17 protein-coding genes and 2 pseudogenes are annotated in these 22,379 nt (G+C 61.0%); 4 read left to right on the forward strand and 15 right to left on the reverse strand.

Annotated features, from left to right (window positions below):
* Nucleotides 1-7 precede the first annotated feature (7 nt).
* On the forward strand, nt 8-1,762 hold the full coding sequence (locus tag BDK61_RS18805) for an Nramp family divalent metal transporter (RefSeq protein WP_121304103.1): 1,755 nt from the start codon (nt 8-10) through the stop codon (nt 1,760-1,762).
* The gene (locus tag BDK61_RS18810; RefSeq protein WP_121304105.1) at nt 1,750-2,196 is read left to right on the forward strand and encodes a hypothetical protein; all 447 of its coding nucleotides are present in this window, start codon (nt 1,750-1,752) and stop codon (nt 2,194-2,196) included. The genes BDK61_RS18805 and BDK61_RS18810 overlap by 13 nt, the downstream gene beginning before the upstream one ends.
* Before the next feature lie 31 nt (nt 2,197-2,227).
* On the opposite strand, the gene BDK61_RS18815 is transcribed toward BDK61_RS18810, so the two are convergent.
* Entirely contained in the window at nt 2,228-5,272 is a 3,045-nt protein-coding gene (locus BDK61_RS18815) for an FAD-binding and (Fe-S)-binding domain-containing protein (RefSeq protein ID WP_121304107.1), read from the reverse strand.
* Nucleotides 5,273-5,314: 42 nt separating this feature from the next.
* On the reverse strand, nt 5,315-7,093 hold the full coding sequence (locus BDK61_RS18820; protein ID WP_004965411.1) for an L-lactate permease: 1,779 nt from the start codon (nt 7,091-7,093) through the stop codon (nt 5,315-5,317).
* Nucleotides 7,094-7,766: 673 nt separating this feature from the next.
* On the opposite strand from BDK61_RS18820, the gene BDK61_RS18825 reads away from it, so the two are divergent.
* Nucleotides 7,767-8,507 (forward strand): ThuA domain-containing protein, encoded by a 741-nt coding sequence (locus BDK61_RS18825; RefSeq protein ID WP_121304424.1) that lies wholly within the window; start codon nt 7,767-7,769, stop codon nt 8,505-8,507.
* A 92-nt stretch (nt 8,508-8,599) separates the two neighbouring features.
* Here BDK61_RS18825 and BDK61_RS18830 read toward each other — a convergent pair whose 3' ends face one another.
* Together BDK61_RS18830 and BDK61_RS18835 are read right to left on the reverse strand one after the other, a co-directional pair.
* Entirely contained in the window at nt 8,600-9,148 is a 549-nt protein-coding gene (locus tag BDK61_RS18830) for a hypothetical protein (protein WP_449405075.1), read from the reverse strand.
* 225 nt (nt 9,149-9,373) lie between these two features.
* A complete protein-coding gene (locus BDK61_RS18835) occupies nt 9,374-9,952 on the reverse strand; it encodes an FAD-dependent oxidoreductase (protein WP_121304109.1) in 579 nt (192 codons plus the stop codon).
* Nucleotides 9,953-10,064: 112 nt separating this feature from the next.
* Between BDK61_RS18835 and BDK61_RS18840 the strand changes: the two genes are divergently transcribed.
* Entirely contained in the window at nt 10,065-11,105 is a 1,041-nt protein-coding gene (locus BDK61_RS18840) for a zinc-dependent alcohol dehydrogenase family protein (RefSeq protein WP_004965419.1), read from the forward strand.
* A 56-nt stretch (nt 11,106-11,161) separates the two neighbouring features.
* Here the strand turns inward: BDK61_RS18840 and BDK61_RS18845 are convergent, their stop codons facing one another.
* The 11 genes and pseudogenes from BDK61_RS18845 to BDK61_RS18895 form a co-directional block, all read right to left on the reverse strand.
* Nucleotides 11,162-12,013, reverse strand: a complete 852-nt coding sequence (locus BDK61_RS18845) for an IS5-like element ISHma10 family transposase (RefSeq protein ID WP_121301968.1) — start codon at nt 12,011-12,013, stop codon at nt 11,162-11,164.
* 479 nt (nt 12,014-12,492) lie between these two features.
* The gene (locus BDK61_RS18850) at nt 12,493-13,698 is read right to left on the reverse strand and encodes an ABC transporter substrate-binding protein (RefSeq protein ID WP_121304111.1); all 1,206 of its coding nucleotides are present in this window, start codon (nt 13,696-13,698) and stop codon (nt 12,493-12,495) included.
* A gap of 125 nt (nt 13,699-13,823) precedes the next feature.
* On the reverse strand, nt 13,824-14,756 hold the full coding sequence (locus BDK61_RS18855; protein WP_121304113.1) for an ABC transporter ATP-binding protein: 933 nt from the start codon (nt 14,754-14,756) through the stop codon (nt 13,824-13,826).
* A complete protein-coding gene (locus BDK61_RS18860; protein WP_121304115.1) occupies nt 14,756-15,871 on the reverse strand; it encodes a FecCD family ABC transporter permease in 1,116 nt (371 codons plus the stop codon). Before BDK61_RS18860 ends, BDK61_RS18855 begins: the two co-directional genes overlap by 1 nt.
* Nucleotides 15,871-16,560, reverse strand: a pseudogene (locus BDK61_RS18865) (thioredoxin reductase); the annotation flags it as partial. The gene BDK61_RS18860 and the pseudogene BDK61_RS18865, both read right to left, overlap by 1 nt.
* An 11-nt stretch (nt 16,561-16,571) precedes the next feature.
* Nucleotides 16,572-17,846, reverse strand: a complete 1,275-nt coding sequence (locus BDK61_RS18870; protein ID WP_121302325.1) for an IS4-like element ISHma1 family transposase — start codon at nt 17,844-17,846, stop codon at nt 16,572-16,574.
* A 115-nt stretch (nt 17,847-17,961) separates the two neighbouring features.
* Nucleotides 17,962-18,264, reverse strand: a pseudogene (locus tag BDK61_RS18875) (FAD-dependent oxidoreductase); the annotation flags it as partial.
* A 237-nt stretch (nt 18,265-18,501) separates the two neighbouring features.
* Nucleotides 18,502-19,962, reverse strand: coding sequence for a carotenoid oxygenase family protein (locus tag BDK61_RS18880; protein ID WP_121304117.1), 1,461 nt, complete (start codon nt 19,960-19,962; stop codon nt 18,502-18,504).
* 53 nt (nt 19,963-20,015) lie between these two features.
* Entirely contained in the window at nt 20,016-21,005 is a 990-nt protein-coding gene (locus BDK61_RS18885) for a DMT family transporter (protein WP_121304119.1), read from the reverse strand.
* 306 nt (nt 21,006-21,311) lie between these two features.
* Nucleotides 21,312-21,581 carry a DUF7571 family protein gene (locus BDK61_RS18890; RefSeq protein ID WP_004965433.1) on the reverse strand — a complete coding sequence of 90 codons (270 nt, stop codon included), beginning with the start codon at nt 21,579-21,581 and terminating at the stop codon, nt 21,312-21,314.
* A 125-nt stretch (nt 21,582-21,706) separates the two neighbouring features.
* Nucleotides 21,707-22,324 (reverse strand): class I SAM-dependent methyltransferase, encoded by a 618-nt coding sequence (locus tag BDK61_RS18895; protein ID WP_004965434.1) that lies wholly within the window; start codon nt 22,322-22,324, stop codon nt 21,707-21,709.
* Between the last annotated feature and the right edge of the window lie 55 nt (nt 22,325-22,379).

The following is a 22,379-nucleotide window of genomic DNA, read 5'->3' on the forward strand; positions in this document are numbered from 1 at the left end:
TTCACCGATGCCAGAGGAAAAGCCGACGGAACAGTCGGACGTAGCGGAAGAGACGGAGTCGGAGACAGCAGAGGTGTACGCCTCCCGTAAAGAGCAGCGCTACCCAATCTCCTCGTACACCCCGGTCGCATACGATAACCTCGAGGCGGCACCGGAGAGCGACGACCATCCAGACACGGGGACCGGCGGGCGGTTCAGAGAACTCTCGTTGCCGAAAGTACCGAAGCTCCGCCATGTCGTGGGTCCCAGCGCGATCATGCTCGGGGCGTCGCTCGGCAGCGGTGAGACGCTGTTCTGGCCACATCTGGTCGCCAGCTACGGGTGGGGGCTGTACTGGCTGTTCCTCGTGGCCGTCTGTCTCCACTTTGTCATCAACACAGAGATACAGCGATGGACCCTTGCGACCGGTGAAAGCGTGTTTCGAGCGTTCGAGCGAGTGCACCCGGTCCTCCCACTAGCCATGCTTATAGGCGGGTTCGTCAGTCTCGGCTGGCCAGGGTGGGCTGCGAGCGCCGCACGAATCGGGGCCGAAGGGCTCGCCCTCGGCACGTACGACTTCGCCGGCGTCAACATCGTTGGCTGGCGACTGTTCGGCATCGGGCTCATGGTGTTCATCTGGGTCACATACCAGGTGACGCCGCTGATGTACAACGTCGTCGAGAGCCTCCAGCTAATCCTGGTGGCCTTGTCGATTGCGTTCACACTGCTGCTGTTCGTTCTCATCGGGTCGCTTGACGTACTGGTCAGCGTCCCGGGGAGCCTGACGGAAGTCGGCGACTACTCGCCGGTCGGAACCATCGCTGTGCTGGTCGGAGCGCTGGCCTACGCCGGCGCGGGCGGCTACCTCAATCTCTCACAGAGCCTCTGGATACGGGAGAAAGGCTACGGAATGGGTCGGTATCAGGGCCGAATCAAGAACCCCTTCGCCGGCGACGACCCCGAGACGGTTCACGAGGACGGGTTCACGTTCACCCCGGACACGCAGAACCTCAAACGGTGGCGGGGCTGGTGGCGCGTGACACAGTTAGAACACCTGTTGACCTTCCTGCTGGGCCTCCTGCTGGTCACGACGATGCTGGTCGTCATCGCGGTGTCACAGGCACCGGGGGCGACGAGTGACGCAGTCGATATGTGGCTCATCGAGATTGCGCCGTCGGTCGGCGGGTTCACGACGAGCGTCATCTACGTCACACTGTTTCTCGCCCTGTTCACGACCGAATACGCGATTATCGAGTCGTTCGTCCGGAACAGCTCCGATATTATCTACGAGCTGTACGGTCGGGAGGCGGGCTGGAGTCTGCCACGATTGTTCTGGGGACTCCTGACCGTCTTCTGTGGCTGGGGCGTGCTCATCCTCACCCTGCCGATATCGATATCCGACCCCTTCGGATTGCTCGTCGTTGGGGCGTCGATGTCCGGGTTATTGATGTGGCCATACATCGTCATCGTCCAGCTCGTCAATACAGTCCGGCTCCCGGAGCACACAATGCCGGGCTGGGGTCGGATTGCCGCAATGTGGGTCGCAGCCGCGTTTTTCGGCTATTTCAGCGTCCTCCTGATTGGAACTGGGCTGGCGACACGGCTGGGATTACAGATGTTCGCCGTGCAGACGACCGTACTCGGCAGTGCACCGGGCGGGTACGCCCTCTGGGCGGTCTTCCTACTCGTCCAGGTGTATACGATGTATCGGGTGGGACGTGCGAAGGTTGCCTCAGACGGAACGGTCGCTGACGCGGCCACTGCGAAAGGGTGGTTCTCGTGACCGATGAACTCCGCGTCCACTTGCATTACACGATGCGCGGCTCGTACCCGCTCCGGCTTATCGACGTGTTGTTCTGTACGGAGCGAGCCTACTTCGTCGAGTACGACTATCTGACACCCGTCGACCTGTTGTTCGGGTCGCCGGACCAGCGGGCTGCCGCATTCGCGTCACAGGTGGTCGAGGAGGGCGTCCCCGCGGCCATCGAGACAGCCGAACAGGTCGAAACACAGTCATACGACGCACTCGACAGCGTCGATATCCACACGGGTGGCCGAATCGGTCGGCCGAAAATCACCGCACAGCCCCGGACAGACTCCGCGACGACGGTTCGCGTCCACGGTCAGTTCGACCCCGAACCGTTCACACAGGCGCTTCGGGCAACAGTTGCCGAGCACGACGTCACGGTCAGGCAGAAAGACGGGTTTGGGTTCTGATCACTGCCGGGGGTTGTCGCTGCATACCCGGTTACTGGATCGACGCTGCGACCATCTCGATGGGATGTGGCGGCTCAGTCTCGCCATCGCCGAAATCGTCGATCTGGGACCGGCAGGATGCGCCGGGTGCGACGACTTGCTCAGCAGGGGAGTCGTCTATCTGTCCCAGCAGGAGGTCCGCGATACCCTCGCTCATCGAGTAGTGTTCGGCCTCGTAGCCGAAACTGCCGGCCATGCCACAACAGCCCGAATCAAGCGGGTCGACAGCATATCTGGCCCGGCGCAGAACGCCGACAGCGTGGTGGTCTTTCTTCGTCGCCTTCTGGTGGCAGTGGCCGTGGTACGCCAGCGAGTCGCCCGATTCGTCGAAGGGGATCGTCTCTCCCAGCCGGTACGTGTCGAGATACTCGCAGATGCCGTACGTGTTCTCCGCGACGGTATCGACATCGTCGCCGGAGAGCAGGTCACAGTAGTCGACCTGATACATGACTGCGTCGGAAGGTTCGATAGTGACCACGTCCCAGCCGTCGCGGATTCGTGGCGCGAGCGCGTCCACGTTCGCCTGTGCCGTCTCGCGGGCGTGGTCCAGCATACTCTTGGAGAACGCGGGACGACCGCTGTCGGTCACACCGTCAGGCACGACCACGTGGACGCCCGCCGCCTCCAGCACTTCTACGGCGGCCTTCCCGACGTCCGGGTGGCTATAGTTCGTGTAGGGGTCGGCAAGCAAGAGCGCCTTTCGGTCAGCTTTGCTCGCCGCGACCATTGCGCCGCCGCGGTCAGCCCACCAGTCCCGGAACGTGGTCCGGTGGAAGCCGGGTAGCGTCCGCTCTTCCGTGATACCGACCGTTTTCTCCATGAGCAGTCCCGAGCCCGGCAGGTCCATCAGCCAGTTCGACACCGGGGCGAACGTGCTTCCCAGCGAGAGCACTGTCTCGACGTTGGCGAACAGCCGGTCACGAAGCGAAATACCCTCTCGCTGGTGATGTTCGTGGACCACCTCGGCCTTGAGCTTCGCCATGTCAACGCCGCTCGGACAGTCCTTTTTGCAGCCCTTACAGCCGATACAGAGGTCCAGAACCTCGGTGACGAACTCCTCCTCGAAGGGGTCGTCGGGGAGGTCCCCGTCCATCGCCGACCGGAGCATGTTCGCCCGGCCGCGAGTGCTCGTGATTTCCTCCTCTGCGGCGCGGTAGGTCGGACACATGACGCCGCCGGTAGTCTCCTGATGGCCGGTACAGCCCGCACAGCCGTGACAGAGTTCGACCATCCCCTGGAACCCGTTCTCGTTGTCCCAGTCGAGTGCGGGGTCGAAGCCCGCATCGAACTCGTAGTCGGGGTCGTACCGGAGGTTCTCGGCCGGGTCGTGCTCGCCGCAGATGTTCCCCGGGTTCAGCCGCCAGTCGGGGTCGAACGCCGACTTCAGGTCGCGGAACGTCTCCCAGAGGTCGTCGCCGTAGAGCTTGCGGTTCCACTGGGTTCGGGCGCGACCGTCGCCGTGTTCACCCGATACGGACCCGTCGTACTGGACGACAAGGTCAGTGATAGCGTCGGAGATGGCCTCCATCGTCTCGATGCCATCGCCGGATTTCAGGTTCAATAGCGGCCTGATGTGCAGGACGCCGGGGCCAGCGTGGGCGTAGTAGGAGGCAAATGTGTCGTGCTCGTCGAACAACTCCCGGATGTCGGCGATGTATTCCGGGAGATTCTCGGCCGGAACCGCCGTGTCCTCGACGAACGGCCAGTGCTTGTCGTCACCAGTCCGCGACAGGAGGATCGGCAACCCAGCCTTGCGCATCTTCCAGAACTTCGCCTGCCGGTCCGCGTCGTATGCCTCCAGCGCATCGACAGCGTGGACTGGGGCATCGGTAACCGAATTCGCCTCCTCGCTCGGGGACTCTCTGGCGTCGTAGCCCGGGAGCCGGTCGGCGAGCAGGTCGGCGACCTTCTGTGCGCCGTCCTCGGCCGAATCCGCGTAGAACTCGACGAGCAGCGTCGAGTCCGTCTCCTCGGGAAGCATACCGACGACATCGGCGAACTCTGGCGTCTCCGACGCGAGGTCAAGTAACACGTCGTCCATCACCTCGACGGCCGAGGGGTCGTGGTCGAGAATCGGGGCGACGTCCTCCATCGCGGAGATGATGTCGTCGTAAGTCAACATGGCGACGGCCGTGGCCTCGGGGACGGGTTCAAGCGAGACCGTCGCTTCGGTCACGACGGCCAGCGTCCCCTCGCTCCCGGCGAGCAGTCGGGCGAGGTTGACCTCGCCGCGCTCCCTGGCGCTGTCGACCAGTTCGTCCAGATTGTACCCGGAGACATTGCGTTTGAGCTCCGGATATTTGTCGTCGATCTCCGCGGCGTCTTCTGCGAGGATCTTCGCGACTTCGGCGTAGATCCGTGTTTCGAGGTCGGCGTCCGGGCCGGCCTCGGCCGCCCGCGCTTCAAGCTCGTCGACATCGACCCAGCCGAAGGTCGTCCGGGTACCGTCCGCGAGAACGACCTCACACTCCTCGATATAGGCGTCTGTCTTGCCGTATTTCAGCGAGTGTGCGCCGGTCGTGTTGTTTCCGATTGCACCGCCGAGGACGCTCTTATCACCCCACGCCGGGTCCGGCGCGAACTTCAGCCCGTGGGGTTCGAGCCGGTCGTTAAGCCGGGCGATAGTGATGCCGACCTGCGCACGGGCCCGCTGTGCATCCGGGTCGACCGACAGCGGCTCATCCATGTACCGCTTGAAATCGAGGACGACCGCCTCATTGACGGCCTGCCCGGCGAGACTGGTCCCGCCGCCCCGTGGAAGCACCGGAATATCCTCCGCGGCGCAGTACTCCATCACCGCGACCACGTCCTCGGTCGAGACCGGCGAGACGACGCCGATGGGGAGCTGTTCGTACGCGCTCGCGTCGGTTGCGAACAGCTCACGAGTGTACGTGTCGAAGCGTACGTCGCCGTCCACGCGCTGCTCCAGCGCCGAAACAAGGTCCGGTCGGTTGACGCTGTCGCCCTGATAGTCGTAGTTCGCGCTCGGGTCTGTCGCCGGGTCACGTTGCTCGGGGAGTCGGGAATCGTATGCCATGAGTAGGGAGTAGGTGGAGGGTAGGTGGGTAGGTGAGTCGGGTTAGAACGCGCCCGGAGCCACGACGTAGGCGAGAATGAGCGTCAGTATGCCCGTGAACACGCCGTAGTACAGCACCGGAATCAGTTCGAGGCGGATGACACGCCCCTCCTCGCCAATAAGGCCGACCACCGTGAGGGCGGCGACCACGTTGTGAATCGCGATGAGATTGCCGATTGCGCCGCCGACCGCCTGTGCGGCAACGACGATCTGGGTCGGCGCGCCGATCTGCTGTGCGGCCTGGAACTGGAACAGCCCGAACAGGATGTCGCTGACAGTGTTCGAACCGGCGATGAACGCGCCGAACGCGCCGATGAAGCCCGAGAAGAACGGGAACATCTGGCCGGTCCCACTTGCCGTGATTTCGGACAACAGACCGAGCATCCCGGAGTTGATCGGCGCGGTCTCCAGCACGATTGCACTACCGGTCCGCTGCATGATCATGACCGTTGCGACCGCGAACCACAGCGCGACGACAGCCGGTGCAATGTTCCGAAGCGCCTCACTCCACGAGGCCTTGATTTCGTCGGTAGACATCCCGTGAAGCGCGTAGGTAATCACGGCAACCAGCACGAAGAGGCTCCCCGGGAGGTAGAACATCTCGACGCCCTCCGAGAACGGCGTGCCAAGGATGTTGTTCCACATGAGAACGCCGTTGGTCGCCAGGAACTCCTGAACCGGACCGACGACGCGGGTCACGACGAGCAACGCGGCGACGAGGAGGTACGGCAGCCAGGCCATACCCAGCGACATATCCTGCGAGTGCGAGTCTTCAAACGTTGCCGTGCCACCGTCGGCTGCAACAGTTCCCTCTCGGCTCCCGCCCGACGTGGTGCCGACACCCTCTCCGGGTTCGATGCTGCCGATCCAGTGGTCCGGCCACTGGGCCTGCGGGCCGAAGTCCCATTCCTCATCGGGGAGGAAGTAGCCAGCTCGCAGCGTCGTCGTGACCACGAGCAGCCCGACCATCGCACCCAGCAGCGCCGGGAACGTCGGGCCGAGGAAGTACGCGGTAGCGACGTACGGAATGGCAAAGGAAGCCCACGCGAATAGGCACAGCGGCAGGACTTCGAGCGCAGGCTTGATCGACCGCTCCTCGCCGAAGAACCGGGTCATCATCGCCACGCCGATGAACGGGATGGCGATGCCAACGATAGCGTGGATGAGCGCCGCCCACACGCCAATCTGGGCGACGTAGGCACCGACGCTCGCGAAGCCACCCTGCTGAAGCACCTGCTGTGAGGCGCCCGTGCCCTCCGCGAACACCACGTCACGCAGTCCGATGATCAGCGGCGTCCCGACCGCACCGAAGGTGATTGCGAGGATATTCCCCGTGAGCGCAACGACCACTGCAGCCAGTGGCGGGAAACCCAGACCGACCAGCAGCGGGCCAACAATGGCTGCGGGCGTCCCGAAGCCAGCCGCGCCCTCGATGAACGACCCCATGAGGAAGACGAGCAGGATGACCTGTACGCGCCGGTCGTCGCTAATCGAGGAGAACCCTGCGTTGATGACCTCGAACGCACCGGACTGTTTCAGCGTGTACAGCAGGAGTATCGCCCCAAAGACGATGACAAGAATTCTGGTCGCTGTCAGCGCCCCACGTATTGATGCGGCGGCGATCAGCGTAGGGGACATCTGCCAGCCGACGAAAGCGGCGATGGCCGCCACCGCCCACGCGATAGGCATCGTCCGTGTCGCGGGCTGGTACAGCCCGACCATCAGCACCGCAATCGTCGCCAGTGGTAGCAGTGCCATCAACACCAGTGTGTGTTCAGACATTGGTTCTCACCCCCGCAATCTGTTCGTCCGGACAGGCCGAACTTCCACCAGCCACCCGCTCCGGGAGGCGATGTCGGACTCTCATTTCGGCACCACCTCGCTACGCAGGTCTATCGCTCGAAACCTTCCGATACAGCGGTTTCTGGTAGGGTGCATCAATCACGCCGTCTGGCAGGGAGTATTTATACTTATCTACTGTTTACATCATCATCTATTCAGAATAGCGGTGGAATAGAAGCGAGAAGCCCTGACGGGACAAAATACAGGGTTTATCATGTGTGTCTGGGTGGAATGGAGTACAGTCGTGTGTATCCGGTATAACCGTGCTTTACGCCGCGATTACACTCAACTGTACTCCTACAGCAGCACCATACAGTCGTCTGTATCTGGCCGTTTCAGGGCGTTATTCACAGTCCTGTGGATACGGTTGGAAATCGGGTCGTATCAGGGGCCAACGTTGCGGCTGTTATGGCCACCGTGGCGCGGCGCTGGCGCGCGGTGGGATAATCCGGATGCTCAGGACCAAGATACACAAAACCGTATCTGAGGCAGCTAAATCTCTTCTGGAGGATTCCCGATGAATGCCCAACAGAGGCGAACCCGGTTGGCACCCACTAATCGTACGGATTGCCGCTTGGCGAACGCCGTTACGGCGGAGGAGGAAATCACGACTATGACACGCGTCACGGTCTGGAACGAGAACGTCCACGAACAGGAACACGAAGCTGTCGCGGACCTCTACCCAGACGGGATTCACGGCACTATCGCCACAGCACTAGCAGAGCGCGGGTTCGACACGGAAACCGCGACGCTTCAGGAGCCTGAACACGGGCTCACCGAGGATGTACTGGCAGAAACGGATGTTCTGACCTGGTGGGGCCACGCCGCGCACGACGAAGTTGCTGACGAGGTTGTCGCCCGAGTGAAAGAGCGGGTCCTCGACGGCATGGGGCTCATCGTCCTCCACTCAGGCCACTATTCCAAGATCTTCCGCGAACTGATGGGAACGACCTGCAGCCTCAAATGGCGCGAAGCCGCCGAAACCGAGCGCCTGTGGGTCGTCGAGCCAGGCCATCCAATCGCCGATGGCATCGACGAGTACATCGAACTCCCAGAAACCGAGATGTACGGCGAGCGCTTCGACATCCCCGCGCCGGACACGCTCGTGTTTAATTCCTGGTTCGAGGGCGGCGAGGTGTTCCGGTCAGGATGTTGCTACCGCCGCGGGGCAGGCCGAATATTCTATTTCCGGCCGGGCCACGAGACCTATCCAGTTTACCACAACGACGCGGTCCAGCAGGTCCTCGCCAATGCCTGCGAGTGGGCCGCGGCCGGAGATGGTCCGGAGCCATCGTTTGGCAACGCTGACCCGATTGAGGACATTGACGAAAGCGACGAGCGGTCAGTCCACTGATTTCGGCGTAGGCTTAGCGGAATCGTATATCGTCGAGATGTGTTTACATCCTATTACACTGAACACATACAGCCGTGGACTCCATGCAGTCACTATGGAAACGCGGGCTGTGTTTTCTCTCGCCATCGTTCAGCGTTTCCCAGGTGGTTTACATCGAGTTGCACCCCAGTCGGAAGTACCGATTCGAGATGTTCGAACAGCAGGTCAAGCGATGTCTCGACTGGCGACAACACCCGCCACCGGTACGCACCCCCGGTGCGTTCCGATTCGAAGACGACACCGTCGCCGATATAATCGGTAACGACAGCAGGCACCGCACAACACCGGTCAATCCGGGCGTGATACGTATATACAATTCTGGCAGCCGGCTGCCGGTCGAGAACCTGGTATTCTCGCGTCCCAGAGCAGCCGTGTTCGTCGAGACACTCGTTACAGCGTTCGTCGTTGAGAAAGACTTCATCAAACGCGGGGATAGCGTCAGCGGGACCGTCTACATGATCGATGCGCCACATGGCGTTTTCAGTCACGGTACACGTGGCGTTCCGGAGTCGTAGCCTCAGGTACTGGTGAAACAGGTCCATTACCGGATCGGCACCCACAGTGAACCTGAGGGTGAACGCGAACTCCTTCACAGCAACCACATCGCTCTACGCTCCCATAGTGAATCAGTGGATAATACGGCCAGCCGGGTCGGCGGTCTCGAACCGCCTGCAGCGACGTGATACAGTCCCAATGGCGCAGTTTACGGACCTGCTTAGTACCGGATTGAACCGGCGTCGAACACGGCCCGGACCCGTCAGTCAATGGCCGATAGAACGGTGCTGGATGGGTAGCAATGAGAGACCCATCTCGAGCCGTTTCGGGGTCTACTCTCCGGGACCGAACATCGCGTCGGCGTCGGCAGGCGTATCGAAGTCGTGGAAGTGCTCTCCCTCCTCCTTCGTGAGAATGTTCAGCGCCGCCGCCGCGCCGTCGCCAGCGGAGATGACAGCCTGCCACTCCTCCGCTCGGACCATTCCCCCTGTCGCGTAGGCGTCATCGACACTCGTCTCCATTGTCACGTCCACGTCAACGACATCTTCAGCGGTCATCTCACAGCCAAGCGACGCAGCGAGGTCACGGTTGGCACCCGTCGCGAGGACGAGGTAGGGTGCTTCGTACGTCTCGTCCTCAGTTGCGACCTCGAATCCGCTGTCAGCTTGGTGCACGTCAGTCACCTCTGTACCCTGCTTTCTGTTGACGCCGAAGCTATCCACCTGTGTCCGGGCGGTTTCCATGAACGCGGACCCGTCCTGAGAACCTACCCCAAGATAGTTGAACAGGTGTGCCTTGTGCATCCAGGTCCCGTCAGTGTCGAAGACTGTCGTTTCCAGGCCGTTTTTCTGTACAAACAGTGCCGCACTCAGGCCGGCGGGACCACCACCGACAATAAGAACGTCCGTCATGTTTCTGTATTTATATTCCATCTTTGGTAATTGTTTTCATCCAATAACACGGCCGGGCGGATGCGACAGACGGCATGAGAACGGTTTTCCACAGCCGACCCGAAACGGATCTATGCGCGCAGCCATCTACCGTGGCCCCGGTGATATCACCGTCGAAGAGGTTCCCCGACCCGAAATCGAATCGCCAACTGACGCGATTGTACGCGTGACCCACACTGCCGTCTGTGGCTCCGACCTGTGGTTCTACCGCGGCCAGAGCGACCGTGAAGAGGGCTCCCGCGTCGGCCACGAACCGATGGGTATCGTCGAGGAAGTCGGCGACGACGTGCGCTCAGTCGAACCCGGCGACCGGGTGTTCGCCCCGTTCGTCGTCAGCTGTGGCCGGTGTGAGTTCTGTCGGAAGGGACTGCACACGTCCTGTGTCAACGGCGACTCATGGGGCGGCGACAACGGCGGCGGCCAGGGCGAGTACGTCCGAGCAACGGAAGCCGACGGGACGCTCGTCCGCGTCCCAGACCGCCACGCCGACGACGAGGACACGCTGGAAGCGATTCTGCCGCTGACAGACGTGATGGGAACGGGCCACCACGCGGCGGTAAGCGCCGGTGTCAGTGAAGGCGACACCTGTATCGTCGTCGGCGACGGGGCCGTTGGACTGTGTGGCGTTCTCGCGGCGCGACGCCTCGGTGCGGAACGCATCATCGCGATGGGGCACCACGAGGACCGCCTCGAACTCGCCGAGTCGTTCGGTGCGACAGAGACCGTCGCCGCCCGTGGTCAGGACGCCGTCGACGCCGCGGACGACCTGACTAACGGCGGTGCAAATCACGTCCTCGAATGTGTCGGTGCGGCCTCGGCAATGGAGACCGCTATCGATGTCTGTCGTCCTGGCGGGACCGTCGGCTACGTCGGCGTCCCACACGGCCTCGATGATTCCGGATTGGACATGTTCTCGCTGTTCGGCGATAACATCGGGCTCAACGGTGGCATCGCACCGGTTCGTGCCTACGCCGATGAACTGCTGGCCGATGTGCTGCAGGGCACGCTTGACCCGTCACCGATCTTCACGAAAACAGTCGACCTCGACGGCGTTCCAGAAGGGTATCAGGCGATGGACGAGCGCGAGGCGATCAAAGTTCTCGTCAAGCTGTAATCAATCCGCACTGGTTTGCAGCCACGGCTCAATTGAATCCGGCGAATTTCGGCGTTTCAGCGTTCAATTGCCTGCTCCACGTTGTAAACGCCGGCTATGAGCGTTATCTCCCGGAACTGGCGGAACCAGTCACGCGCTCGGACGGCGGAGCCGTGCGAGCGCTTGATTGAGGAGTTGACGGACTCGGTCTGTGATCGCTGACCATAGAGCTCGTCGTCTATTCGGGCGTTGTGTGCGTGATCGTAAGGAGCGAAAACACGGTGCTTTATCAGCGGACGAATCCCGGCGTTTCGAAGCTCCTCACGGAAGCTCATGTCATCATAGCCTTTGTCAGCGGCCAAGCTTCGAAGGTCGCCCGCGTTCCGCAGGGCGACCTTCGGGCCGATCTTGGTTTCGTCAGGCCACTTCGTGCTGCAGTGTAAGTCAAGAATTGCTCCCTCAGCTGTATCTACGAGAAACGTCGTCTGGATCGTTTTGACGGAACGATCAATCCGTCGCAAGTAGTGAGACGATGCCTGCTGACGGTCGAAGTAGGTGGCATCAATTGCGGCGTGACCATTCTGGTCCAGCAGCTCCGCCGACCGGCGGAGCAGCTGTCGCCAGACAGTCATCGATGCCCGTTTGAACGCCTTACACAGCGTCGAAGGCGCGGGAAACTCCCCGCGTTGAAGATTCAATACCGCTCGAACACGTTCCATCTCTTCGGCCCAGTCGATGATTTCCTCGTACTCCGCGCTCATGTGTTCGCGCAGATAGAGCAAGACTGCGTGCTTCCAGCCGGCAAACCCGTTGCCGGCTGGATCACTCAGTTCCATCAGCGCAGCGTCAGTAAGCTTTTGAGCGAGCGAAGCCACTTGCTTCACGAAGCGGAAGAGGGTGTTGTGCATAACATTACTCTCCCGCTTCATACCCGTGATTCTAACGACCTATCCCGGCGCCGTCTGTGGATTCAATTGAGCCGCAGCCACACAAATCGCTGCATTACTTGACAGACGTTTGTGGCTAATGGTAAAACAATGTCCACGGAGCAGGCCTCTGTGTGGCTAGTGTTATCGTTCTATACGAGTGCAAGGCCCGGAATGGCGCTAGACTAGCTTTCCGCACGACCGACAGCGAGGGCTGTCAGCCGACGGGTCGTAAGCGAGTGCAACGTCGTTGCAGTGACGGCAATATCGGTCGGAGCCAGTGGTGTATGAGTGCGTGTTTCCTTCGTGTACTAACATATGTTAGTGGATGGCACGGTACTATAAAACTTTTCTGGACAAGCAGATGGCTATACCCTTATATTCCACATATACTGCTAACAATTGTGTCTTTTGCAGTTCATTCATCCAGATAATCTAGCTTCTTCCTCAATACTGTTGTTCAGGAGTTTGGATAGTGACAGTTAGATGTCGCCGTTCACGATGTCCGCGACCCGCTGGCGGTCGAACAGCTGTTCCTCGGGCGGAATCTCGGGATACGGCCCCTCGGTGTAGGTTGGCCACTCGCCGAACTGCTCGGGATACAGTTGTTTTGCGGTCATCTCCAACTGGAAGAGATGCAGTATCGGACCCTGATATCTCGCCCCCTGGGGGTAGATCCGGTCGTTCTGTACGGCCGTGATTTCCGACCCAACTGGGTCAGATTTGAACGCCTCCCGTCGCTTCGGAAGGTTCGTACTCGGTTCAAATCCGCCGAGGTGCAGAATGATGTCCGGGTCAGCCTCGAGGAGCGTTTCGAAGTCGACCACTGAGTTCGTCTCCACCGAGCCCTCGAAGGCGTCCCGTGCACCGAATGGGCGAGTGTGTGCGGTCAGGAACCCGGGGTTGTCAAGCGTGTACGCGTATATTTCGTCAAGGTCAGCCGCGGCGAGCATCACTGCTGACGGGCGTTCCGACTCAGGTGGCAAGTTCGCGTCGATGGTCGAGCGCATTTGGTCGTGGATGGCCGCGAGCGCCTCGTAGCGGGCCTGTTCCTGAAACGCCTCGGCCACAAGTTCGAACTGCTCCCAAAGGGTGTAGTACTCGTAGTTCGCCCATCCGGACGGAGGTTCGGCGTGTCGGTCACTCAGTGAGTTGCCAAACCAGGGCGAGACGTTGGTAGCGATCTCCTCGAAGTCCTCCCGACCCCAGCTGTCCTGTTTAGCGATCCAGGCCGGGTCTGCCAGGTGGATATCGCTGTCCAGTTCGTACAGTTTCTCCTTGCTCGGTTTCCACGAGGAGTACAGCCCGGTCCAGTCCAGCGACACCCCCGGCAGCCGTTCGACGAACTGGCTCCATAGCCCACTGTAGTACTCTGGGGCGTGCATGGCCGTGACGGTATCTCCATGCCCCAGCGCAAACGCCATATCGGCGTGGTGTGTGAGCCGCGTAAAGACGGTCTCCGGTGGCGAGTCGAACGTCACTTCTCCCGTTGGCGACATCGACACGGAGTACGAGCCGTTCCCAGTGGGTGTGTCTGTCTCCGCCTCTGACTCCGTCCGTGTCGTCCCGACTCCCTGTTCGGCGTCACTGGTGCATCCCGCAAGCAATCCAGCGCTGAGAACCGTTCCCCCGTATTTCACGTACTCTCTCCGCGTCGGTGTCTCGGTGTCTGTGGTGTCGTCAGCCATTGTTTTAGGCTAGCCTAAAAATTATATAGTTGTTCCGGTTCACCGAGCCAGAACAATCCGGTTTCAAACGCGGACTCCAGCGTCCGCGTCAAGAATCCGTCGGGCAGGGTCCAATTTCGTGGCTCCTATTCGGCAACGACTTCTTCGGCGCGGTCCGACTCAGCAGTATCGCCACCACCAGTGTGGTCGTCACCATCGTGGCGGGCCCGGATTGGATTCACGCGCGGTCCGCGTGGCGTGGCCGAGACCTCTGCCTCGATTTCGAAAACATCAGCGAGTAGTTGCTCCGTGACCACATCTTCGGGTCGTCCCCGAGCCTGTATCTCGCCGTCTTTGAGTGCGACCATCCGGTCAGCGAGGCGGGCCGCCTGCTCGAGGTCGTGCAGGACGACCACGATGGTGATATCGCTCTCATCGCGGAGCGTTTCGATTATTTCCATCACCTCAAGCTGGTGGTGCAGGTCAAGGAACGTCGTCGGCTCATCGAGCAAGAGCACGTCAGTGTCCTGTGCGAGAACCATCGCGATCCAGGCGAGTTGCTTCTGACCGCCACTGAGGCTACCGACTTCGCGCTCACGGATGTGTCCACAGCCGGCCAGGTCAATCGCCCGCTCGACGGCGGCCTCGTCTTCTTCGGTGACACTGTCGAAGAACCCGCGGTGAGGGTAGCGACCGTGATACACCAGATCCTCGACCGAGATGCTGTTTGGCGACGTACTCTCCTGAGAGAGCAGGCCGAGCTTTCGGGCGATCGCTTTAGTCTCCAGCGTCTGGATGTCTTGCCCGTCCAGCAGTACCGATCCCGCGTCCGGTTCGAGCTGGTTGGCGAGGCCTTTCAGCAGCGTGCTCTTGCCCGACCCGTTCGGGCCGACGAGCGCAGTCACGGCCCCGGGTTCGGCGGTGATCGATTCACCGTCGATGACCGGTTCATCCGTCCCCGAGTACGAAAGCACCACATCGTCGCCGACCAGCGGCCGGTCCCGGTGACCGGACTGGGACCCAGCAGCGATGTCGTTGGCCGTGGCGATACCATCCGAGTTAGGGTTGTTCTGTGACATTAGATCTCACCCATCTGTTCCTGTCGCCGCATCAAGTAGAGGAAGTACGGGCCGCCGACGACGCCGGTGACGACACCGACCGGAACCTGTGCGGGATTCAGGGCCAGCCGTGCACCAACGTCCGCAACGACCATCAACGCCGGCCCGACGAACACGCAGCCGATGAGGAGTCGGCGGTAGTCACTCCCGACGATGAGTCGGACGATGTGTGGAACCACGAGGCCGAAGAACCCGATGATCCCCGCAACGGAGATTGCCGTACTGGCCGCCAGAATGGCAACCGCGGACAGCATGAACCGGACCCGCTCGACACTCATCCCGAGCGAACTCGCGGTCTCCTCGCCGAGCAGGAGGAGGTTCAGTTGCCGTGCGCCGGCCAGCGCAAGTAGCGTCGCGGCCAGCGTCGGGATGACAGCGATACGGAACTCCTCCCAGCCGACGCCCGTGAGCGAACCGGTAATCCAGGCCAGTGCTGACTGGACAACGCCCAGATCGTCAGCGAAGAAGAACAGCCCCCGCTGGAGGGACGTAAACACCATGTTGACGATGACACCGGCCAGAACCAGTCTAACCGGACTCGTTCCGCCCTTCCACGCGATCATGTACACGAGTAAGAACGCGATGGAGCCACCGACCGCAGCAAACAGCGGGAGAAACGGGGCGAGACTGCTGAACAGAACGAGAGTCAGCAGTACGGTGAGTCCCGCCCCGGAACTCACGCCTAGCACGAACGGACTTGCCAGTTCGTTACGTGTCACGGCCTGGAATATCGCCCCGGAGACGGCGAGGCACATCCCCGCAAGCACGGCGACGATTACCCGTGGCATCCGGATGTTCCAGACGATGAGCGTCCGTTTCGGCAGTTCGGGAAGCTCTGCCCCGAAGAAAAACGACTGCCATGCCCGAACGCTGAACCACACCTTCGGGTCGAACACGGCTTGCCACGCCTGAAGCATCGTCATCGAGTACGCTCCGAAACTCACCTGCAGGAGACCAGCCCCGAAGGCGACGGCAACGCTCGCAACACACAACCCGAACAGGGACCCGTCGAGAGTGTCGAGCCAGGCTCTGGCTTGCGACCATACATCGGTGGCTCCGCGTGTCTCGCTGGCCATTACTCGCTCACCTCCGCGCATCCGTCGCTCGCGCCGAGGTAGTTCCGGATCGTTTTGTCATCCATCGCATCGAGAACAGCGGTCTGGTCGAGCCCCGAAACGACCGCCGCGGGGTCCAGATAGCCTGCCAGTGCTTCTTGCCCTGTTTCTGTTCGATCAGCTATCTCGTCGGATGTTATATACGACGAGCGCCGTTCATCGAGGGCCGCCTCACGGACCCGCTGGAACCGATCCGAATCGGGCTCGACCGGAGCATCCTCGGCGTACCGGTCGTCGAAATATTCGACCCAAGTTGCTCGTTCTGTCCATTCGTCGTCTAGTTCAGCTTCGCGTCGGACCCAGTCCACATCGTCAGCGACAGCCTCCCACCAGCCGTCGTCAAGTCTCGTCTCCGCGATCACCCGACGTGCGACCCGTCCGCCCCGACCGGCCGCAATGATAGCCTGCATATCAGCGGCTTCGGACGGTGATGCAACGTAGAGACCCGGAACCGGTGTTGTTCCGTCCGCGTCAGCATACCCGCGGTCGAAGGTTTCCCGTTCCTCGCCGTCGTGTTCGTACGTCTCAAACATTGCCGCATCGTCGTCCAGACCACGCATATACTCGCCATCGTAGCGGGTCGCCGCAATGACGCGACGGGTCGTGGCCGTCTCTCCGTCCTGCGTCTCGACGACAAACCCCTCACCACATTCGTCTTTAGCTAAGACTCACACCTCGGTTGTGTAGCGGTAGCGAGTGTCTCCTGTAAGATCGGCCGTTGCTGATGAATCTTCTGAGCGTCTTCGATTAGCCGCTCCAACAACGGCGGTGGCGAGTAACCGAGGTACTCGCCGAGTTTGTGGAGGATGAGCTGGGCGTGCGACCGGAAGGTCGCCGCCCAGCGTTCCGGCGGAAACACGATCTCATCGTCGGCCTGCTCGGTGACCAGATCCAACAACTCCCGGCTCACCAGCAGTGACAGCAACGCAGCGTATAGTAGAATTTTCACGACATCAGGGTTGTTCGTGTCGAATTCGTCCAGTTCATACTGCGTCTTCAACTCACGGAACAGAGTTTCTACTTCCCATCGACACCGGTACAGCGTCGCTAGATCTGACGGCAGGAACTCCTCTCTCGGCAGATTCGTTATGTAGAGATGGTAGTCGTCGGCGTCCTCGTTGCGGACGCCGACGACGCGGAACCGCTTCGTATCCAGTGACCGCGTTCCCTCGTACTGCCCTCGCTTGAATTCCGCTTCGACCTCTACGTCGATGTACTTCCGCGAGAGGTCATCGACCACATCGTGGATCTGCTTGCCCTCCAAGGGAATGGCGCGGCCGCGCCATTCCCGTAATTCCGCCGTTATCACCGGATTCGCGTTCTGCTTCAGCCGACTCACGAAGTAGCCATCGTTCTCGTCGATCAACGCGAAACGGCGGTACTTGAAGTACGCTCGATCGAACAGAACTAGCCGTCCTTGTAGCCACGAACCTGTGTTGAACAGCGTGCTGTCGTGCGTTTTCTCGTCCGTTACGTCGATCCGTTCAATTGTCTGGTCGGTGGCGTTGTGGAGCAGGTGGAGCTTCGCTCCAGCCTGCTCCTCGTGACGGGCTTGGAACTCATCAGAGAGGAATTCGTGCAACCGCAACACTGTTCCATCAGCGATCATCACGTCCCTGAATCGGTCGATATCAGCGTCAAAAGCGTCTGGAACAGCGACCTCGTCGAGGCCGCGCTCGACGAGGTCGCGGAGATACTCTGCCAGCGTCGGTGTCAACCGGTGATAGAAGCCGCCAGAAGAGATCGGTTCGTCAGCTGTGGCGTTGTAGCAGCGCCTGAACCCAGCGAGTGTTCGGCTCTCGCCTGCGGCGAAGCCGAACACGAGCGCCCACACGAGGACAGGAATCTGAAGCTTGCCTTCTCGCTCGACCACGCCGAGTTCCTCGGCGTGCTCTTCGAGGAACTCAGAGGGAAAAAGCGTAGTGAGCCGACGCATGATTCTCGTTGAGGAGCGAGGGTTGTGCACAGACTTCTCCTCCTCATTCCTCTCGAAAAATAGCCTCGATAAGCCGTCGCTGTCACGCGGTTCTCATCTTAGCTAAAGACGGATGCCCCTCACCATCATCGGTTCTGTCGAGCGAGTCGACCAGCTCGGAGACGATGGTACAGCCGGCGGTTTCGGCGTGGTCCTGAATGCGGTCATACAGCGTCTCAATGTCGATACCGGCCGGGAAACCGAGGTAGTTTTCGAGGTAGGCACAGCGCTTGAGAGACGAGCGACCACGGTCATAGATGGCTGTATCGAGGTCCGCTCTGGCCGTGAACACACCCGCCGCACATCCGGCCGGACCGCCCCCGACAATGATGACATCACGGTCGAACGTCGTCCCCGTTCGGTTCCCCACTGCTACCATATTCACAACGCTCCGTTCAGTGTCCGTGACACCGACAGCCGGTGTGACGGTTCAGCGGTGTCGATCGATTCGTTCAACATACTGTTTAGGCCAGCCTAAATGGATAAAGCGTTTTCGAAGTTTAGGCAGACCGAACATCATGTAAAAAATCTGCTGTTCCGGTCAGAGCCGACACTGTCTGGGTGGGCAAATCTGAGAAGTGATGAAGTCGTATTAAGAAGGGGTCCCCCCGACGACTCAGTCGCCAGCCGCCACCCGGAGCTCGGGGAAGTATCGGCCGTGGAAATCAAACGGGGCTGCGTGGGGGAGCGATGCGCTGGCGCGCTCCTCGAACGTCTGACCGTCGAGGACGAGTAGCCGGGACCGATCGGCGTCTGCATCCAGCGCAACGACTAGCACCACGCCGTCATCCTCGGTGTCGCCGTCGGGTGCAGGGACAAACACCGGCTCGCCGAAGTAGTCCCCTCCGTCGTCGAACGTCTCGACAGCGCCCGTGTCCGTGTCGAGTTTCAGCACGCGCCGGGCCCACTCGGTGACGGGAGTATCCATCCCCATCGCGTACACGTACCGGTGCGGACGACACCAGCGAGCCGGTGAGACGGTCGGCAGCGCACTGCCGTCAGGGTACAACATCTCGCGTGACACCGCCGCGTCGACGTCGCCGTAGCGAGGGGCACCGCTTCCGGTACCGAGGTCCACAGTGAACCGCTCGATGCGGCCAACGATAGCGCCCATCTCGCCTGCACGAAGGTTGTCCAGATATAGCGAGTCGATGGTCGTCGCGTCGGGTACTGTTTCGAGGTCGAACACCAGTTCCCTGCCCCCATCTCGCTCGAACGCGTTGACGTGGTGAAAGCCGAACACGGCGTCGATGACCGGCTCAGCGACGACGGTTCCCGTAGTCCGGTCCATGACAACGATTCGGGTCCCGCGGTCTGGTTCCCACTCGAACTGCTCGATAAACGGTGCCTGCCGGCCGGGCTTGAGAAACCGTCGCGGGTCGAGTCGGAGTGGGAACTCCGTCAGCACAACGTACCGCGGCGTGAGCGCGAAACTGTGCATATATGCCGGCTGGTCGGTGTCGACGCTCCCGACGTGTTTCCGGGCCCCATCGGGTGACATGGCAGTGACGTGGTACTGGCTGGTCCGTCCGAACGCCGTGTCGACGTTCACGAGGACGCCGCTCGTCGGGTCGCGTTTGAGGTGGGCACAGGAGAGTTGCCCAGTCGGGACACCGTCGTCGTGTTCGACGTGACCCGTCGTTTCGAGTGTATTCGGGTCGAAGCGCACTTTCCGGGGCGATTCGGTCAGGGCGACGTACTCACTACCGAACCGCTCGGCGATAATGTTCGTGTTGTCGTACGGGTCAGTCAGGAACGTCGCCAGCCGCGAGCGGAGCGTCGTCTCGCCGGTCGCAAAGCCGCCTTCGAACTCGCCGCTCGTCGCCGCCTCGTACGCGTCCGTCCGGAGGAAGCGGTTCCGATAGTGCACGGCGTCACTGTCGGGGTCAAAGGTGAACCGGTACAGCATCGCGAACCCGTCGAACCAGTGGTCGACACTGCTACCGTTTGGGAGGGAGAACGCGCCGGGTCCGTTCCGGATGAGACTGCCACGGAGCCAGTCCGGGAGGTCACCGGTCACGGAGATGGATGCCGCCGTCTCGTCGTGTAGCGAGTGGAACCCAGGGTGGGAAGTCATACCGTTACAATGAGTGACAGCGGCTAAGGCCTGACGCCCATGCTATCAGGGCATCACTCTCGTGTCGTGTACGCGTTCCCGCTGACGACGACACAGTCGTCCTGTGGCCCGTACGGTCGGTACGACGGCGAGTCTGTCCGGCGGCGGCGTAGCGACCGGAGCACGTCGGCTTTCACCCACGCGAAGCCGACCACGATGACAGCGAAGCCGGCGACGGTCACCGGACCGAGTGTTTCACCGAGCAGGAGCCAGCCGCTGATAGCCGTCACTGCTGGCACCACGTACGAAACCAGACTGGTTTCAGCGGCACCAACTGTGCTTATCAGGCGGAAGTAGAGGAGGAACCCGATTGCGCTGGCGACGATACCGAGATACGCGATCGCAGCTAGCTGTTCAAGCCCAACGGTGACGGTTCCGAGTTGCTCCGAGGGCAGCCCTACGCTGACGGCGTGCAGGATGGCAGCACCGAGCAGCGTCATCCAGGCCTGCAGGCTCACGAGCGGGAGCGAACTGGTGTAGCGTTCGGTCAGGACTGCACCGACAGCGAAGGCGACAGCGGAACTGATGAGGAGGGCGACGCCGAGCAGGCGGCCGCCGACCGCTCCCAGTGTGGGGTTCGCAATAATAACCACGCCGATGAACCCACAGACGGTGCCGATGAGTTCGTGCGGTCGAGCCCTGTAGCTCGGAATCAGTGTCGATGCGAACGCCGGCGTCACAACCGGCGTGAGACTGAGCAGGATTGCGCCGAAGGAACTCGGGACGTACTGCTGTCCAAGGAACAGAAGCGCGAAGTGTGCGCCGATGAGGACAGTCCCGCCGATGAGAATCAGCGACCAGTCATCGCGGGTCTGTGGGCGCAGTGACCGGCCTCGCCAGAGGGCATAGCCAAGCAGGACGACTGCAGCGATGTCGTGTCGGACAGCTGCCAGCAGCACCGGCGGGACGCTTTCGAGACCAGTCTTGATCGCCACAAAGGAGAGTCCCCAGATGAGTGCAAGCGCAGCAAACAGCAAGCCGATATATCGTGTCGAGTGTGTCATTCCAGTAGAGACCAATCGTATGTGCTGGAGGAGTATGAAGCTTCTATCGCCACTGTGACGCACACACACGGCCTCTACGGCCCGGCCTGCTGTTCAGAAATTCTCGAAAACAGTGTGTATCCGCAGTGCTTTCGAAGCCAGTTGTACCGAGACGTATTGTTCTACTCTGGTCCGTAACACGGAGTTCTCATTCGGCCACCGAACAGTCTCTCGGTCCACTGTTAGTAATGTCAAAAACGAGGGTGATGCCCACGTCGGCAGTTCCGAGCGGATGCTCCGAGTCAGCATCCAGATGTATGGCCCGAGTCAGGTCGACACCGTGTCGAAATGCCAGCCCGGGTCGGTCCCGGTTTCGTCAATGTGCTCCGACCGGCACGCCGGACAGCAGTCAGGGACAGCAGTTTCAGACCGGGGAACGTACACCGCGCCGTCACATTCCACACAGGCGTCCGCGACGACTGTCACGCAGTCTGCACAGAGATTGAAGTCGTCGACTGTGAGGTCTCGCAGGGGTTCGAGTTGTTTGTCCAAGAGGTACTCGTCGATAGCCGCCTGACAGTTTTGGCACAGTTGCATAGCGATCCAATTTGATGCATGATACCGTGACACAAATAGTTGCTGCCCGGTTATCGATTGTGAATGTCCCGACGGGTAGCTGTTCGATTATGGAGTCGCCCAGAAGTGACAGATACCAATGCGGGCTACGGCGCACGGAACACGCGAATAGTGTCCCGAGAGGTGGGTTCTCGAATTAGTTGTGCGAACCCGAGCTCTGAGAACACCTGCTTCCAGTTGCGGTGATACAGCGGGAAATCGTCATCGACGTAGCTCACGTCAGTGTCTGCGCGTCCACGTTCGGGGCTGTTGCCTTCGTTTTCGGCGATTACGAGGAGGTCGCCGGCAATACGGGCGATTTCTTCGAACACCCATGCGTCGTCCGGGTGGATGTGCTGGAGCGTCTCAACCGAATAGACGACATCGAAGGCATCGTCCTCGAACTCAGTAACAATGTCTTCGAGGGCACCGGTGTGGAACGTCCCCGAATCCGCGAGCCGCGGGTAGTGCTCAGCCATCACGTCAAAGGATTCGTCGTTGATGTCGATACCAGTGAGATTCCCGTATCCGCTGGTCTGCAGGTGTGCCAGATGGCGGCCCGAGCCACAGCCCAGTTCGATGATTCGGGCGTCGTCGTGGACGTAGTGGTCGAGCACGTTGACCAGTGTCTCACTCACCTCATTCGGTCCGAGTTCGGCGTAGTACGCCGGCGAGAACTTCCCGGAACGGGAGGCCCAGTCGTCTCGAACGTCGTCCGGGTCCATACCCACTGTACACCGTTGTAGAATAAATGTACCACGAAGTGCGTGTCAGGCAGTC

The sequence above is a fragment of the Haloarcula quadrata genome, assembly GCF_003634715.1.
GTDB lineage: Archaea > Halobacteriota > Halobacteria > Halobacteriales > Haloarculaceae > Haloarcula > Haloarcula marismortui.